The following is a 15,609-nucleotide window of genomic DNA, read 5'->3' as shown; positions in this document are numbered from 1 at the left end:
CCGATAAGTTTGTTGATAAAGTTAGTAGGAATTAAAAGCACACAATGAATACGTGGATTCAAAGCAAGGGCTTTTTTGAGAAATTTCTAGTCCGCCTAGAATGCATCTGCATTTCGCGGCCCCGGTATTTCGCTGATCGCCTCGCTTGACGCGCACGCCAAGCGCACGCCCACCGCTTACCAGGCATCACCACTCGCCTCATCCACACGCGTACGGCCAATCGGAGTTTATCTCCTCTCGCAATCAGCCCCCTGCCCATTCTCGCAGATACCGAACGCGACTGCTGCCGTGCTCCACGTGCAACGCCGAAATCCTCAGAGCTTCAGGCGCAATCCGTCGTACGCAAAGCGTACCGCTGGCGGCAGCTCCGCTTCGCCGGTGGCGTGGTCGGTCAGGTGCGTGAGATGCGTGAGGTAAGTCAGCGGAGCGGCGATTTCCTGCGCGGCGGCTACCGCTTCGGAGATACTCATATGCGACGGATGCTCCTGTGGGCGGAGACCATCCAGCACCACGATATCCGAACCGCGCGCGAGCTCCACGGCCTCGCGCGGGACACGTTTGCAGTCGGTGTAGTAGGTGAATTTCTTCCCGCTGCTCTTCTCGGTGAAGACGAGCCCGAGCGTATTCAAACCGCCATGCGGCAGCAGCGTGGATTCGATGGTACCCTGCGGCAGCTCGACTCGCGTCGGCATCTGCTGGAGCTTGAACGCCGGATACCCGCGCACCACCGGCCGTTCCATGATCGTGTACGGGTAAATCGCCAGCACCCGGCTCATGCCTTCATCGGTCGCGTAAACAGTGAGCGCGTTTCCGCCGAGCAAATCGCAAAACCGCCGCAAGTCATCCATACCCGTGATATGGTCCGCGTGCCCATGCGTGAGGATGAACAGATCGATCCAGTTAATCTTCTCGCGCAGACACTGGAGCCGGAACTCTGGCGACGCATCCACCTGAATGTGCAATCCGTCCATCACGACATGGATCGAAGCGCGGTAGCGTTTGTTGCGTGGATCATCCGATGCGCATACGGCACAATCACAGGCGATCATGGGAACGCCTTGGGAAGTGCCGGTGCCTAGAAAGATAATTTCCACGTTAGGTGATTTGTTTCTCGCGAGTCCGTACGCGCGCGGCACGAACTCTCTGACTGCTGCAAAATCGCGCTCAGCCTTGGTGCTCCTTGAAAACGATGTCGATCGCCAGCGCCGCGGCGAGCACGAGCGCGTTGCTGGAGCCGCTTTCTTTCACTTCGATGACGTACTGGTCGGCGTTGGTGAAAAACTCCTTGCCGAGGCCTGCCCACTTCTTGGTAACGATGCCCATCTCTCTGCCGGTGACATCGACCAGGCGGAAATTCCAGCCCTTCCAATCGCCCTTCACTTCGGCGAATTTCTGGTCGTCGTTGCTGAAAACATGGAAGCCGCCACCGAGTGAGAAAAACTTCGAGCGCAAGTAACCGATCTGCGTGCCCGCTCCATCGAGCACCAGCACCTTCGAGCGGAAAAACGTGAACCCGCGTGTCAATACGAGCACCGGCGGCTGGCCTTCCGCAGCGGCGATTTCCACTCGCGTCGGCAGCATCGCCTTTTTGACGAGCAACCGCAGGAATTTCTGCCAGCCGCTGATTTTCTCCTGCGCGATGCCGATTTTCTCCTGCGTCTGCGGATCGAGTAGATCGTAAGCGCCAGTCAGCTTGAGCAGACCCACATGTTCACGGACGAAAATCGTACGGCGGTCGAGAAGATGCATATAGGGGATATGGGGGCCGACGTTATGCACAGTCCCGCCAAACCGGGTCGAGCGGTTTGTGAACGCTCCTGTCAGCGCTCCCCGCAAAACATCTCCAAAACGCATACCGCCGCCCACCCCACGCGCAGCACCAGTTTCTGTTTGCCCGCCCCTCCCCCGCCCGGCTTTGCTGGCCGTTCACATTCTCCGAAAACTCCTATGAAGAGCAGCCACCACTGTGCCCAACTCACTCCATCCGCCCTTGGCGCGTCCGTCTCGCTCGTCGGCTGGGCTGACTCCATCCGCGATCACGGCGGCATCCTCTTCATCGATTTGCGCGACCGCAAAGGCATCACACAGGTCAAATTCGACCCGCACGTAAACGCCGAGCTCGCCGCCCAAGCCGCGCAGATCAAGCCCGAGTCTGTCATCGGCGTTTCCGGCAAAGTGGTCGCCCGCCCCGAAGGCACGGTGAACAAAAATATCCCCACGGGCGGCATCGAGGTCGATGCGATCGCCCTGGAGATCTTCAACATTTCCGACACCCCGCCTTTCCCTCTCGACGACATCGGCGGCGACAAGGTCAACGAAGACCTCCGCCTCACCTACCGCTACCTCGACCTGCGCCGTCCGAAGATGCGCAAAAATCTCCAGGTCCGCCACAAGGCCACCAAGGCGATCCGCGATTACTTCGACTCGCAGGAATTCATCGAGGTCGAAACACCCGCGCTCTTCAAATCCACGCCCGAAGGCGCCCGCGAATACCTCGTGCCATCGCGCATCCACGCCGGGCAGTTCTACGCGCTCTCGCAGTCGCCGCAGCAGTTTAAGCAGATCCTCATGGTCGCCGGTGTGGAGCGTTACTTCCAAATCGCCCGCTGCTTCCGCGACGAAGATCTCCGCGCCGACCGCCAGATGGAATTTACCCAAGTGGACGTCGAAGCCTCGTTCATCGACCGCGAAGACGTGTATCGAATTTTTGAAGGCATGTTGAAGAAGGTCTGGAAGGAAGTGCTCGATGTGGACATCCCCACGCCGTTCCTCCGCATGCCGTTCGTCGACGCGATGAACCGCTTCGGCGTCGACAAGCCCGACATGCGATTCGGCCTCGAGCTGCAGGATGTCTCCAGCATTTTCACGAACTCCGCCTTCAAGGTTTTCCAATCCACCGTCGCTGGCGGCGGCGTAATCAAGGCCATCAACGCCAAAGGTCTCGCCGACATGACGCAGGGCGAAATCAAAGCCCTCGAGGACATCGCCAAATCTCTCGGCGCAAAAGGCCTCGCCTTCATCAAGTCCGAAAACGGCGAATGGAAATCTCCCATCGTCAAATTTTTCTCCGACGCCGAGAAGGCCGCGCTCACCGAGCAACTAAAAATCGAAGACGGCGACATGGTCTTCTTCGCCGCCGCCGGCTGGGAAAAAGCCTGCGCCATCCTCGGCCGCACGCGCCTCGAAGCCGCGCAGCTCCTCGTCAAACGCGGCAAGATGACCATCCGCCACGATGACTGGAAATTCCTTTGGGTGATCGAATTCCCGCTGATGAGCTTCGACGAAGAGAACAACCGCTACGTCGCCACGCATCACCCGTTCACCGCGCCCGTCGCTGAAGACGCGCAGTATCTCGACAGCGATCCGAAGCGCGTCCGCGGCCAGCACTACGACGCCGTCCTCAACGGCATGGAACTCGGCGGCGGTTCGATCCGCATTCACCAGCCCGCGATCCAAAAGAAAGTCTTCGAAGACGTTCTCAAGATCCCAGCCGACGTCGTCGAAAGCCGCTTCGGTTACATGCTCAAGGCCTTCACCTACGGCGCGCCTCCACACGGCGGCATCGCTTTCGGTCTCGACCGCATGTGCGCGCTCCTCTGTGGCACCACGAGCATCCGCGACGTCATCGCCTTCCCGAAGACGCAAAAAGGACAGGACCTCATGGCTCAAAGCCCTACACCCGTCACCGCAAAGCAGCTCAAAGAACTGCACATCCAGACGGTGATCCCACAGGAGTAAGTTCCTTCGTAGACAGGGCCGGACTTCGCTCCGCGCCTCCAGCACCAGCACCTCCTCAAAGGCGAGCCCCGGCTCGCCTTTTTCATGCGCACTCCGCGCTGCGATCATCCGCTCAATTTGCGCACGCCCTCCCTGTTCGCCACCAACGCTGCGCACACAATCGCGATGCCTCCGCGCCCACTCAGGATTTTGCTTGGTCAACGCAGCCAGTTCTCCCCACTGTGAACGTCGCACATTTCCACGCTGGGCCGGTAGCTTAATGGTTAAAGCGAGGGACTCATAATCCCCAGAGTGTGGGTTCAATTCCCACCCGGCCCACCATCGTCCTCATGTGCGAGCCACTCGTGGTGAGTGACACAAAGAAACGTCGTTTGGCCACGCTTCGCGTCATTTTTTCTCTGGCCAAGTCTAGCGTCACTTTTGGTAAAAAATATTGGGCCTTCCTTCAGAACTATTTGAGGATCATCGATCGGAAATTATTCCACAGGTACACTTTTCTCAAAATTTCCGTGTAAAAATCTGGGCTATTTTAACGGCACGAAATTGTGCCTCACGTTGGATGAAGCTGGTGCGAGTGTAGGCGACGGGGCCCAAGGACAAATTGGCGAAAACGGAGCCGCAAGACACAGAGTCGAACGCGGGGAACGACTTTTCCAAAACGCAGCAATTCCTGCTCATAGGCGGACTTCGGACTTTGATGTCCTCCACTATTTGGTCGCACAGACAAACGCCTCGCGGTGCCATGCCAAGAAAGCCTGATGCTCTGGGGTGATCCAGCGAAGTTTTTGCCGACCCTGTAGGCCTAGTTTTTTTCGAATGTCGTCATCAATGAATGGCGAGAACAGCGCTTCGCCTGCTTCATTGAATGTCATGAGTCGGCGGTCGAAGAGTGCATCAAGCTGAGCACACAACAAAAAGCCGTTGTAAACGTTTAGCCGTTCGGTGTCGGTGACGCAATCGGCCCAAGGCTTGGCGTGGCTAGCGCGTAGCAGTTCCGGGATTGAAATGCCAGTGACGGCACAAGCTCCGCTCCAATAGTCCATTAGGCTCTCACGGTAGATATTTTGCCCGACGCGCTGGCGGACGAGGCGATCGACCTCCGTGGCAGAGGTGGTAACGTTGCTGGCAGAAAGTTGTTCGGCGAGGGCCTTCTCGAAACGATGGCAGGGTTCGTCCGGAAGCGTGCGGGCAAGACGAGCGCCCTGCTCTAAGAGTCGGCCGAGTTCGGCCTCATTGTTGGCTCTGAAATACTCGCCTGTTAGGTAAAAAGAGGGCTCTGCGCGTTCAAGTTCGCGATGGATTGGTCTGGGTGTCACCGTGAGCAACCAACGAGAGCTTGGTAGGGCAGATTGAATACGGGCACGGGCGTGATGTAGGGCCGAAGCCAGCACAACTTGCTCTGGACGATCCTCGACGACGACTTCCCAGCCGTGGTCGTAGCCAGCTTTTTGGACGAGACTGCGTTCAAGCGAGTTCATCAATTATGAAGTCGGCTGCGGCGGTGACGGTATCGTTCGTCTCGCTGCCGCAAAGCGATCTGGGAAACCAATAGGAAACGGTTTGAACAACTCACCAGCCCCCGTCGGAGGAATCGCGTGAGACTGAAATCGGCGTAAATTCATGTAGTCGATTGCACCAATAACGAAGTAGTCATTTAGCCCTCCCTTAACCCTCACCCAATCGCGTTGGTGATGAATCTTCATCGGCGCTCGCAAGCGACTATCGCCGTAGCGGCGATTGTTAGCCTGCACAATATAGGCATGCACATCGAGGGCCGCTGATTCAACGAGCGTCGCGAACGATTCGATATCCTGATTCCATTCGGGGATAAACAACGCATCCACCTTACCCTGAAAACGTCTGCGATTTTGAATGTCCGTTAACTCACTACAAATTAGCACCCCAAAGTGAAACCCGCCATGCTGATAAACTGGATGAAAGAGACTTGTTGCCGATGGCGGTGCGAGTGCCTTTCCGAAATCTGAATCTAAATGCTGGAGCTCGGGCCATGCCGGTTGCCGTTTAGGTTGGAGAAGAAAGAGCCCCGTCTGGTAACCCGGGAAATCTGTTCTAAGCGCCACGAGCGCTTCGTTGTGCAACAGATCCGGTTTCTTCGAGTCGACGCGGTACTCAAGGCCGGCAATGAGTGAGACACCGCGAGCGAGAATTTTACCCGCCATCTGCATCGCCCATTGCCTGGGCAGGCAACACTCCGGAAGAATTACATAATCTGGTTTTGGACGCCCCGCTACGACTGCGTCGAGTATACTATTTAATCTACGGTAGCGTTCCAGAGTGAGGCTAGGCGTGCCCTCGGCGGCAGCCGCCCACTCGTCATCCGAAACCTCAATGCTGGTGATCGCGACGCGCGGTTTCGACTTTACGGAGCCGGCGATTTTAGGAACCACTAGTTTGTGAGGTCCATCGGGTGCCGGCGAAGTAAGCGACAATCCTGTTTGCTCGGGCATCCATGTACCACGGAGTCCGCTCACGACCGCGCTTAGCGATTCACCGTCTTCCAGCAACGAGGGTGCACGGGCCGTAATCTCCCGAAGCGGAATTGGGCGAGTAGGAAACATCAGTGCGGGCCAATACGGCTTCGGAAGCTTGGCCGCATCCTGGAAAATCTGCATGGCGCGAAACGGAGGAAGCTCGCGCACTTGGAAGTCTTTTGGCTTAGCGGGTGGGTCGGCATCCACGGTTTCCTTCAACCAATGAGTGGCATAGGTGAATCGCGCCCAGTCGAGTAGCACCATCTGCTCTCTGGCTTCTGAAATTTGCTTAGTTCCAGTCGGGCCTTTTGCGTCGAGCGAAAGAACCTTTCTAATCTGCTTAAAAAGCTCTCGCACCTTCCGGCTATCATTCCGCGCGGATTGCAACACTGCTTCGATCATCCTTTCTGCTATGGTCGTGCAGGCTTCCCGCAGGCATCGCTTAAATTGGTTGTTTGGACTTTTGCAGGTTTTCCGAAGGCACGCCAGTAGGGCACGAAAGCCTCCGACGAAACGCCTGGCGTGATCCCAATCGCTGCACGCCGTCATGATGCCAACGATACGCGGGAAATACCGTGAATAGTCAAAGAACGCGTTGGGCGTTAGCAGGTGGCGATGTGCGAGATCGTAGAATTGATGCCGTAGTGGAGACCAAGAAGCGGCATCGAGATCGCGCACATGCGCCTCTACGTCTCCCAGCAGCATCGCAAATCCTGAACGTCGCAAGGTTACGGCATCAGCTTTACGAAGTGCGTCCGCATTTAAAGTCGCGTCGGAAGTGACCAACAGAGCCCGATGGGCCATTCGGCTTTCTGTATCCGGCAGATGAGGAAGGTCGCGATGCTCACTAGTCTGCTGCCGAATTTGCTCTTCAATTGGACCAATTAGGTCGAGGCCGTGCGGCCCTTCTAACTGAAATATTTTTTGCTTCTTTCCGACAAAAAGTAGCTCTGATCCGTCTGCATAAGGCAGATTTAGTTTTAAGGCAGGACCATCGGTTTGTGATTCGCCATTTCTTGGAAAAATCGCGGTCGCAACCGGGCTTAGTTGCTCTCCGAGCCAACCGAGAAATGCCGCTCCGTCCGCGAACTCATCAGAGTGGCGCAGCACCAAGAACACGTCATCCACATAGCGCGCGTAGTAACTTGGATTGAGGCGGGAGACGACGTGGCGGTCGAATTGGCTCAGTACTACATTCGCAATAAGACCAGAGGCCGGCAGTCCCACTGGAAGACCACGAGCGGAGCCGCCGATTTGCTCATGCAGAACCCGGTTGAAGGTCGCAAATGACTCAATCAATTGGCGTGTGAACGTTCGTTGTTCTTTAGTAAGGGTTAGTCCGATCTGCGCCAAATAGTCTTCGTGCAAAAGAAAGTTGGCGTCGATTTGATGGTAGAATCGTTTCAGATCCATCGTCACGGCAACTACCCGGTGTCCCTCCTTTAGCTCGGTTCGCATGGCCTTTAGGCCTGCAGAGCGCCAACGACCGTAAGCTACGAAGTAGGGTTGAAAGAGATCTGGCGATAACGTGTTTAGTCGACCAGCCGTGCCAGCTGGAGCCTCAGGTTTTGGCCGCCAGCGACGGAGTCGATTGCCCACTGCGTATCGTGTATCCAATTTCTCATCGTAAAGATGGCCAACCTCAAGAACCCAAAGCGCGGAAATTACCAAGTAATCAACTGACGCGTCTATGACCGGCCGGAAATCAGCAGTTGCTCGATTCCGCGAACTGCATCGCCGCTTCCACTGTTCCTCAGGATCGCTCGATTGGCAATGAATGGTCGCGACGGGCTTGTCGGTGTCTGGCGGAGTGACTGACTTCGGAATGCACGTTAAAGCTCCAATGAAATTGATGTCGGTCGGCCAGTCTGGCTGAGTTTGATTGATCGTCTTGAGCAGTCGCGCAAAATTTGCAGCTAACCGCTGTTCATACTTCGCGAACTTTAGGCCGTGAGCGCAGTTGGTGTCCTGAAATGCCTCTTTCTTGGCTTTGCGGTACGCGGTATAGAGCTGCTCAAGCGAGATTTTCATTGCGGTGAAGCAGGATGGAGAAGGCAAATTTGCGCGTTGAGTTGCTGTTCTGATAGATATCTATGCTCAGAAATCCTCTCTAAGGAGGCGCTGCTCTCGTCGGCGTGAATCAAGAACCGGCTCTAGCAACCAACGTGAACCTTGACGCATGTTCTTCGGAGGAGGCGTTGTCGTGGTGATGATGTATTGGAAGCTTGAATCATCTCGTGAAGCAAAGGCGGCCTCGATGCCGGCAGCGTAAATGAAGAAGCGCTCGTAGATGATTCGCGCCATGTCGCCTTCTCGTGGGCCGTCGTGGATCAGAAAGCGAGGGTGGCTTCCCTGCCCCTCAATACTGGCGACGATTGCCGCAAGGTCGAAGGCGAGAGTTTTGATGGTATCCAGTGCGGCTCCAGAAAGCTCACCCTTTCTCGTCACGTGAGGCACGATTCCTTCGTTCGTGACCGAAACCTTGGGATCAACGGAAGCTCCCATTACCGCTCGGATGATGTCGGCAAACACGTTGGAGAACGCTTGCACCTTCACATCCATGTCGTCGCGAAGCTTCGTGATGTCGGCTTTCTTGGTTTCTATTTCGCCGGCTAAAGTGGTGAGTTTTTCCGTCGCGGTGACCTGTGCGGTCTTCGTCTTTTCTATTTGATTGAAGAGGCGGGAAACCTCTTCCGCACGTTCCGCTTTGCGACTGAGCGCAGCGATGTCGCGGTTGCTGTCACGTTGCACCTTGGTGAGCGCTTCATCGGCGGTGTCCGCGGCGGTGCGCAGACCCGGCAAGATTTTCTCCAGCTGCTTAGAGCGCGCTTCTGCGGTGGCGATCTTCTTGGTGTCCTCCTGCGCCTGGCGCTCCATCTCGGCAACTGACGAAGCAGATTCATCCGACGGCTTTGCGGGAACATAACATTGTCGCTTCACCGCAGTTTGAATCGAGTTGGGACAGAAATTATCGACCACACGCGAAGGGTCTTCGACGTTCCCGCTTCTAAAATTGCGGATGAGCGTCATGTCGCGCTGTTGCCGTTCTTTGAGGCTGGTGATTTGCGGCTCCAAACCCTCCAGCTCTGTCTCCGCTGCACTGACCGCTTTATTGGCGACGTTAAGTCGTTTCTGCGCGTCGAGGACTGCCTGTGGCGTCGGACGTTTTTCCAGACCTTCGACTGCCTCACGCATTACCTCGGCGAGCGACGTTAACCTGGCCTGTAACTGCTCAGTTTCAATTGGCGCATTGTCGCCAAGAAGCTCGACGGTTCGGAGATTCGCCAGCGTGACTTGGCCTGCGAGTTCGGTGTCAGCGGTGGAATGCTTGAGACGCCCAGATTCAAGACGAGCAATGCTAGCGTCCAAGTCCTGCCTCAGCGCGGGCTCGCGCAAATCCAAGAGACCAAGGACCGCTCTCATAACTTGGTGGCGGTCGTTGACCTTATTCTGGGGATTGTCGCCTTGGCTGCTTGCCTCACGCCACGCCGCGAGACTGCTGAACCGAGCCTCTTGATCTCGCGCCAGCCAGAGCAAGAGGTGTCTCCAGCCTTGTTCGGGATATAGTGGTTCGACGCAGTCGCCCACTTTGCGCACCCGTATCAAAAAATCCTCGTAACCGCCGCTCGGTGCCTCGCCCAGCAGGACCTCGTTTATTGTCTCCGCCTGAACTGCGAATTTTTCACCGTCGGCGGCCAACGGTCGCCCAACTATCCAGTTTTCACCCTTCACTCGAATGGATGCGACCACCCACAAGGTGAGGAAGTTTTTGGCGATGCCATCGCGCTGGGTGTTGGTGCCGAAGGGTTCTTCACCAAGCAGGTGGCGGAGGATGCGGCAAAAAAGCGTTTTGCCGCTCGCGTGGCCGGCTAGTCCGTCGCGATAAAGACCCTGCTCGGTGTCGGGATCTTCGGGCGCGGCCCATAGGATATTAAAACCGCGATGAAGAACGATGCGCCGTCTTTCCTGCTCAGGCTTTATGGACAACGAATCCAGCACCCTTAATTCACGGAACCAAATCTCAGGTTCTCCTCGATCCTTGGCCGGTTGGATAGTGCGGCTTAGCTTATCGTAGAAGTTTTCCTGTTGTTCCTTGTTCATGATACAAGTTCGAGTTCGCGCAGGGCTGCTTCTTCGTTCGAGGAAAGCGGCGCAATCGGTTCCGCGGTCGGCCAAAGATCGGCTACAAGAAGAGCGAGGCGGGCGTCGAAGATTGCGTGCTCATCGTCGGCGACATGCTCCGTCCGACGCAGCTCCACCCAGCGTTCGCCCGATACTCGGATAAAATGGAGGTCACGCAGCACGGCACCTTGTAGGTGAGGAATGAACATGTCCTTATCGAGTTGTTCGCGATAGACCTTGGCCCACCCTTTCGCCACAGTTCCGACGGAGCTTTTGGCATAGCGTTGCAAAGTATTGGGTTCGGTTAGAAGCCAGTAAGCACGACGGAATCGGTCGAAGGATATACGTCCGCCGGCCTGATACAGCAGATGCGGCACGACGATGACGCGGTAACGATCCGGCGGGACGATCCCTCGAGGCACAGACGGTAAAACAAGAGGCCGGTCCATCCATTCGGGTGCGGGAACAATGAACCGACGCGGATGGCAGCACCGAATATCTGCAGGAGGCGGATCAAGGCGGGTTTGGTAGGTTTGGCCGCTTCGGATGGATTCTTGGAGGGCGTCGTAGATTTGGAGAATGGTTTCTTTCGTGCGGTAGATGCCGCCGTGCTGGGCTTCGTCTTTGCGCTTCACGATGGGAAACGTGTTCATGACGTAGGCCACGGCTGCGCGTGGCGTAGGAAGATCATGAGTGAGCACATCAGCATGCTGCGTCCAATCGGATTCCGAGCCCAAATAGAGGTGAAAGAACGCTGCGTCCAACTCGCACCTCAGCAGAAAGCGGCGCTCGTCATCCCATCGAAAGGGTGGTTCAGCCCAGCCGCAGTCGCTGGCGAACGCTTCCAAATCCCAAGCCGTGTAAGTCAATTCGAGAACGCGTGGTAATAGCCAGTCGTGAAGCGTTTTGTTCTCGTCGTCCCACGGGCATCGTCGGTCAAAAGCATCTGGTGAAAAGGCCGGGAGTTGCTTGAGAATAAAATAGCTTAAAGAAATGCCGGTAAGCTTTTGACGTGCGCAGTAATCGAAGATGAACGAGTTCAGTGTCGCGACGAAAGTCGACGCTTCCCGGGCCGAGAACTCATTGATGAGAATCAATGGAGCTTTGTGCCCTACGGCGACTCTACCAAGAATTGTTGATACAACCGTTCTAATGTTGGCTACAGCGCCAGTCACATCTCGAAACACTAAAGACCAACGAAGGCCATGAATTCTCTTTTCGACAATTTCTTCCTCAAGCCAATACCGGGGCAAAGCAGCGACCTGTGAACTCGCATGTTCGTCCGAATCAATATCCACCGAGCTCCCTCGTATTCGTTGTCCGACCGTCGGTTGTTCCGAGTGCGCGAAGCGGTGATCAAACTGGTGCATCATCTTGGCTTCATATAGAGGCAGCCAAGAGCAGAGACCGTCCTTTCGAAACACGTTTCCTTGAAGTTGAAACCCTGCTTGCCCGAGTTCTGTTGCCTCCTTGAAGTGGACAGAGTCGTTGGCCATATCGAACATGCGCATAAAATTGATGCGCCACATGTTTATTTCGGGAGGCCCGTCACGGATCAGAATTGGCACCTTTCGATAAATCGCCTTGGTCAACTCAGCATCTAAACTCGAACGGAAACTCGAACATGTTTTCGTATTCGGGTTAAGCAGTAAAATATCGGCCGGCGAGAGGGTAAACCGGCGGTGCTGCTCCCGTAGGTCTTCGGCCCTTATGGCGGCAAAGACAAATGAAGCTGATTCGATGGGCCGACAGGAGGGACTCGCAACCGTGAACAAACAAAACTTCAGGTTTCGGTCGGCCCGTGGAAATAGCGAATTCCGGTTTTCAAAATCGTAAAGGCTCGCCAGAGATTTCCTTTCGACGAGGTCTTGGAAGAAAAACTTGGTTGTATCATCGGTCGCAATTCCGGTGGGAAGCACGCACCCGACACGACCTTCCGAATTAAGCAACAGGCGCATCCGCTCGGCAAAGACGGCGTAAAGGTTGATATCACCGCGACCGCAGAGCGGATAGAGTCCGCTGTTGCGCATCAATTGTGCTTCACCTTCAGACTGGCGCAGCGCCTCTTCAAATTTACCGTAGAGCAATGGTTCGTTTATCCGAACAGATTCAATAATCCGTTTACGAACTGCTGCGTTGGTCGCTTGGGCGATGTCGGGAGAACGTTCGGCGAACCACTCCTTCTCTTGTAGCTTCACTCGTTCCCACGGTGGATTGCCAAGGATGCAGTCGAAACCGCCTCGATCGAAGACACTGGGAAATGCGAGGTGCCAGTGAAAGAAGTGATATTGGCTAGCCAGGGCTTTAATTTTATCTTGGACCTCGCTGGAAAACGGGCGGCCTTGAACGAAGTCCCGGAGGTGCTTCGTTGTGATACCGACCGGAAGTCCCGAGTTCGGTTTTTGAATTTCGGATTGAAGCTTATTCTTCTTTGAAGGTGCGGACGCGGCTGTGGGAAGCAGTTGGCCGAAGAGTTCGTCCTGAGTGTGAAGGAGCTGACCGGCAACGGGCGTAACGATTTGCGGCTCAGAATTCGCGTTTTGAGACGTGCCACCGGCAATTACGTGGTAGTTTTTTTTAATGACGAAGGCAGCGCACCACAGGTCGGCGACGAACTTCGCGCGGCGAAATTCGGGCGCGGCCTCGGTGCTGGCGAAGGCGGCTTCCTTATGTTGAAGTAAATCGGCCTGACTGTCGTCCATCTCCTCAATAGCGGACGCCGCCCGTCGGAGACGATCGCGAATGGATTGCTCCTCTTCTTGGAAGAGCGGGCCGAAGCCTTCGCGCTCGTTCCTGTTCCGCTTCTTTAGTTCAGAGCAAGCCGCTTTGTCGTCGCCCTCGATGGCGCTAAACGCGTCGTCGGGGAGGCCTTGGGCAATGAGTTCCGGTGTGACGCCGAGGAGACTATTGCCAGTGCGGATATGATGGTTGAGAAACCCGAGTGGCTTGCCGGGATCAACGGTCTCAAGCCAGAGGGCGACGCGACATAGTTCAACCGCCATCGGGTTAAGATCGACGCCGAAGAGGCAGCGGCTGGCGACTTCGCGAAGAGCGTGTCGATAGTCGTCGGGGCGGACGGCGCCATCAGGTGCGCGAAGTTCTGCGATTTTTTCCGCAAGGCGGCGCGCGGCTGCTAGGAGGAAGTGGCCGGAGCCGCAGGATGGATCGCAGACGGCGAGAGCGAGCAGGGCCTCGACGGGATTGGCGGGATGGTCGGCAATCTTCTGTGCGATGACGGGATCGAGGGCGGACTTGATGAGTTCCTGAACGAGAGAATCCGGGGTGTAGTAGGAGCCGGACATTTTGCGGGCGTTGCCGGCGGTGGAGCCAGCGTCCGTGAGACCGACGAAACCGAATCGCCGAGCGGCGAGGTCAATGGTGGGGACGAGTTCGAGGAGACTTTCGTAAACTGAGCCGAGTTCCTCGGAATCCATGTTGCGATAGTCAATGGCTGCGAGCTGGCCTGAAACTGCGGACCAGCGCAGATGGCGCATGGCGGTGAGGAGGATGCGATTTTCGAGACTCGCGGCGTCGAGGCTGGGGCATTGAGTGGGAGCGAAGATGCCACCAAGCGCGGGGAGCGCGAGGTGGGCTTCGCCGCGAGCGAGACCGCGAAATACCACGAGGACAGCGATCCATAAGTCGTGGTGACGGTCGAAGCCTGCGCGGCGAAGGGCTCGGTACCGGAGGCGGCGGGACGAGTAACCTTGGGCAAAGGCATCGCGGGCGCGGCGGGCCTCAGGACGATCATCTTCAACATGAAGAAGGCCGCGCTCCTCAACGGTGAAAAGAAAGAGGAAGCGATAGATAAGGCGGAAGAGCTGCTGGAGATAATCGGCGACGGATAGTTCGCCAGTTTGGAGGCGGAGGCGCAGCGCCTCGTTGTCGCGGTGCTCAAGGAATCCTGTGCCAAGAGCTATTAGTGCATCGGTGACACCCCCACGGAGTCCGTCGCGCACCCGTTCGCCCTGCACCTGCCCCTCAAGTTTCCACGTTTCCCAAATGCAAGCGTCGGATGTGTCCGTCGCACCGGCACGGCTGGAATGAAACAGGCGCCAGACCGCAGCGAAGTCAGCATAACGCTGATCGCGCAATATCAGTTCGAGGTCAGCTTCGAGAAACGCGGGCCGTGCGAGAGTCTCGGCATCACGCACTAGGCGGATCTGGCGGCCGTTGGTGAGGAGCGCCCAGGTGCAAGCAGGGCTGGCGTTGAGAAACTGCTGGGCAAGCTGGTAAGCTGAGCGACGACGCAGGCCGGAACCGACAATGGCAAAACGTTCGTCAGGCTCGTCGAGTTCGAGCGTATGCGGCGCGACGATGACGGGCACGCGGCCCTCGTAGGCGAAGGCGGTGACGGGATAGGCGCGGTCGGCGAGTGTGACGGGCTCAGAGCAAAGAGCGAAGTCGGCGTAGCCGAAGGCGTCGCGAATCAGCTCGGTGACGAAGCCGATAGTCGCTTGGGTGGCGTCCACATCCTTACGGGCGCGAGTGGGCTCGAAGGTTTTGTAGAGGGCTGTGGCGATGCGGAAACCGCGGCCTTGCTCATCGACGAGGGCGAGGCCCTTGGGGAGACGGTAGTCTGCTGGTTTTTGGGCGGTGTGCTCGCCGCGCGCCGCCTTTTCGAGCACGGCGGGAACGAAGAGGGCACCCTCCAACCGGAGGGAATCGAAGATAAGCGAGTAGATTTGGCGGCGTGCCATGAGGGAGGGGAAACTGAAATCTTTGGCGATGAATGCTCAGGAGCTAAGAGGGGAAACGAGACCTCCGGTGGTCTTCAATTTGCGGAAGTAATTCATGATTTCGTCTGCCGCTGTTTCATGCAGAGGCCCGGGTGCCGAGAAATGAATTTCCGTCTGATAGGCAGGCCACGCACCGGCCTGACGAATTCTAAAAACAACTTCGGCCTCGATGCATTCGGCGTCGGTATTTGTCCATGGAGCCGCAAGTGTCCCCATGAAGACGTGAAGGAAGGCCTCCGTTTTCTCCCTTTTGAAGCGATAGCCGCCAAATCCGTTAACGCGATTTGTCGGCGTAGCCTTGAACGCACCGGCAACTCGCCCCGCGATACTCTGCGTAGATTTTCCGACGTATAAAGGCCACCTTTCATCCGCGAAAATATAGACCTTCCCCATCTGCTTCGCCGTTACGGGATGCGCAAATCCGTTAGACATAACCCAGTCCTTTTCATTCCAGCGCCACCGCTGGGTTAGGGCGGTCTCCGAGAAGGTCAAAAAGTGGACGGTGTGAATCATTGCTT

8 protein-coding genes and 1 tRNA gene are annotated in these 15,609 nt (G+C 56.5%); 2 read left to right on the top strand and 7 right to left on the bottom strand.

Annotation, left to right across the window (positions count from 1 at the left end; all coding sequences use genetic code 11):
* Window positions 1-314 precede the first annotated feature (314 nt).
* Both CMV30_RS15145 and CMV30_RS15140 read right to left on the bottom strand, forming a co-directional pair.
* Window positions 315-1,049, bottom strand: coding sequence for an MBL fold metallo-hydrolase (locus CMV30_RS15145; protein ID WP_245844252.1), 735 nt, complete (start codon window positions 1,047-1,049; stop codon window positions 315-317).
* Window positions 1,050-1,164: 115 nt separating this feature from the next.
* Entirely contained in the window at window positions 1,165-1,749 is a 585-nt protein-coding gene (locus CMV30_RS15140) for an LURP-one-related family protein (protein ID WP_096056812.1), read from the bottom strand.
* Window positions 1,750-1,947: 198 nt separating this feature from the next.
* On the opposite strand from CMV30_RS15140, the gene aspS reads away from it, so the two are divergent.
* Both aspS and CMV30_RS15130 read left to right on the top strand, forming a co-directional pair.
* Window positions 1,948-3,738 (top strand): aspartate--tRNA ligase, encoded by a 1,791-nt coding sequence (gene aspS / locus CMV30_RS15135; protein ID WP_096056811.1) that lies wholly within the window; start codon window positions 1,948-1,950, stop codon window positions 3,736-3,738.
* 245 nt (window positions 3,739-3,983) lie between these two features.
* Window positions 3,984-4,059: transfer RNA gene (locus CMV30_RS15130), tRNA-Ile, on the top strand.
* A gap of 386 nt (window positions 4,060-4,445) precedes the next feature.
* Here the strand turns inward: CMV30_RS15130 and CMV30_RS15120 are convergent.
* From CMV30_RS15120 to CMV30_RS15100, 5 genes are all read right to left on the bottom strand, one after another.
* Complete coding sequence (locus tag CMV30_RS15120; RefSeq protein ID WP_138223321.1) at window positions 4,446-5,216, bottom strand: HNH endonuclease; 771 nt, start codon at window positions 5,214-5,216, stop codon at window positions 4,446-4,448.
* Between the two features lie 3 nt (window positions 5,217-5,219).
* Window positions 5,220-8,261 (bottom strand): RNA-directed DNA polymerase, encoded by a 3,042-nt coding sequence (locus CMV30_RS15115; RefSeq protein ID WP_096056808.1) that lies wholly within the window; start codon window positions 8,259-8,261, stop codon window positions 5,220-5,222.
* 66 nt (window positions 8,262-8,327) lie between these two features.
* A complete protein-coding gene (locus CMV30_RS15110; protein ID WP_096056807.1) occupies window positions 8,328-10,331 on the bottom strand; it encodes a coiled-coil domain-containing protein in 2,004 nt (667 codons plus the stop codon).
* The gene (locus tag CMV30_RS15105; RefSeq protein WP_096056806.1) at window positions 10,328-15,052 is read right to left on the bottom strand and encodes an Eco57I restriction-modification methylase domain-containing protein; all 4,725 of its coding nucleotides are present in this window, start codon (window positions 15,050-15,052) and stop codon (window positions 10,328-10,330) included. The genes CMV30_RS15110 and CMV30_RS15105 overlap by 4 nt, the downstream gene beginning before the upstream one ends.
* Window positions 15,053-15,088: 36 nt before the next feature.
* Window positions 15,089-15,604: a hypothetical protein gene (locus tag CMV30_RS15100; RefSeq protein WP_096056805.1), complete on the bottom strand. Its 516-nt coding sequence runs from the start codon at window positions 15,602-15,604 to the stop codon at window positions 15,089-15,091.
* Window positions 15,605-15,609 lie beyond the last annotated feature (5 nt).

This window comes from Nibricoccus aquaticus (genome assembly GCF_002310495.1).
GTDB classification, from domain to species: Bacteria; Verrucomicrobiota; Verrucomicrobiia; order Opitutales; family Opitutaceae; genus Nibricoccus; species Nibricoccus aquaticus.
Note: the sequence above shows the minus strand (reverse complement) of the source record. Positions and strands in the feature narration are given on the sequence as shown.

Bases quoted from the DNA above. Each gene is read 5' to 3' on its own strand.
- aspS (WP_096056811.1), top strand. From the start codon at position 1,948: ATGAAGAGCAGCCACCACTGTGCCCAACTCACTCCATCCGCCCTTGGC.
- CMV30_RS15110 (WP_096056807.1), bottom strand. From the start codon at position 10,331: ATGAACAAGGAACAACAGGAAAACTTCTACGATAAGCTAAGCCGCACT.
- CMV30_RS15100 (WP_096056805.1), bottom strand. From the start codon at position 15,604: ATGATTCACACCGTCCACTTTTTGACCTTCTCGGAGACCGCCCTAACC.
- CMV30_RS15115 (WP_096056808.1), bottom strand. From the start codon at position 8,261: ATGAAAATCTCGCTTGAGCAGCTCTATACCGCGTACCGCAAAGCCAAG.
- CMV30_RS15105 (WP_096056806.1), bottom strand. From the start codon at position 15,052: ATGGCACGCCGCCAAATCTACTCGCTTATCTTCGATTCCCTCCGGTTG.
- CMV30_RS15120 (WP_138223321.1), bottom strand. From the start codon at position 5,216: ATGAACTCGCTTGAACGCAGTCTCGTCCAAAAAGCTGGCTACGACCAC.
- CMV30_RS15140 (WP_096056812.1), bottom strand. From the start codon at position 1,749: ATGCATCTTCTCGACCGCCGTACGATTTTCGTCCGTGAACATGTGGGT.
- CMV30_RS15145 (WP_245844252.1), bottom strand. From the start codon at position 1,049: ATGATCGCCTGTGATTGTGCCGTATGCGCATCGGATGATCCACGCAAC.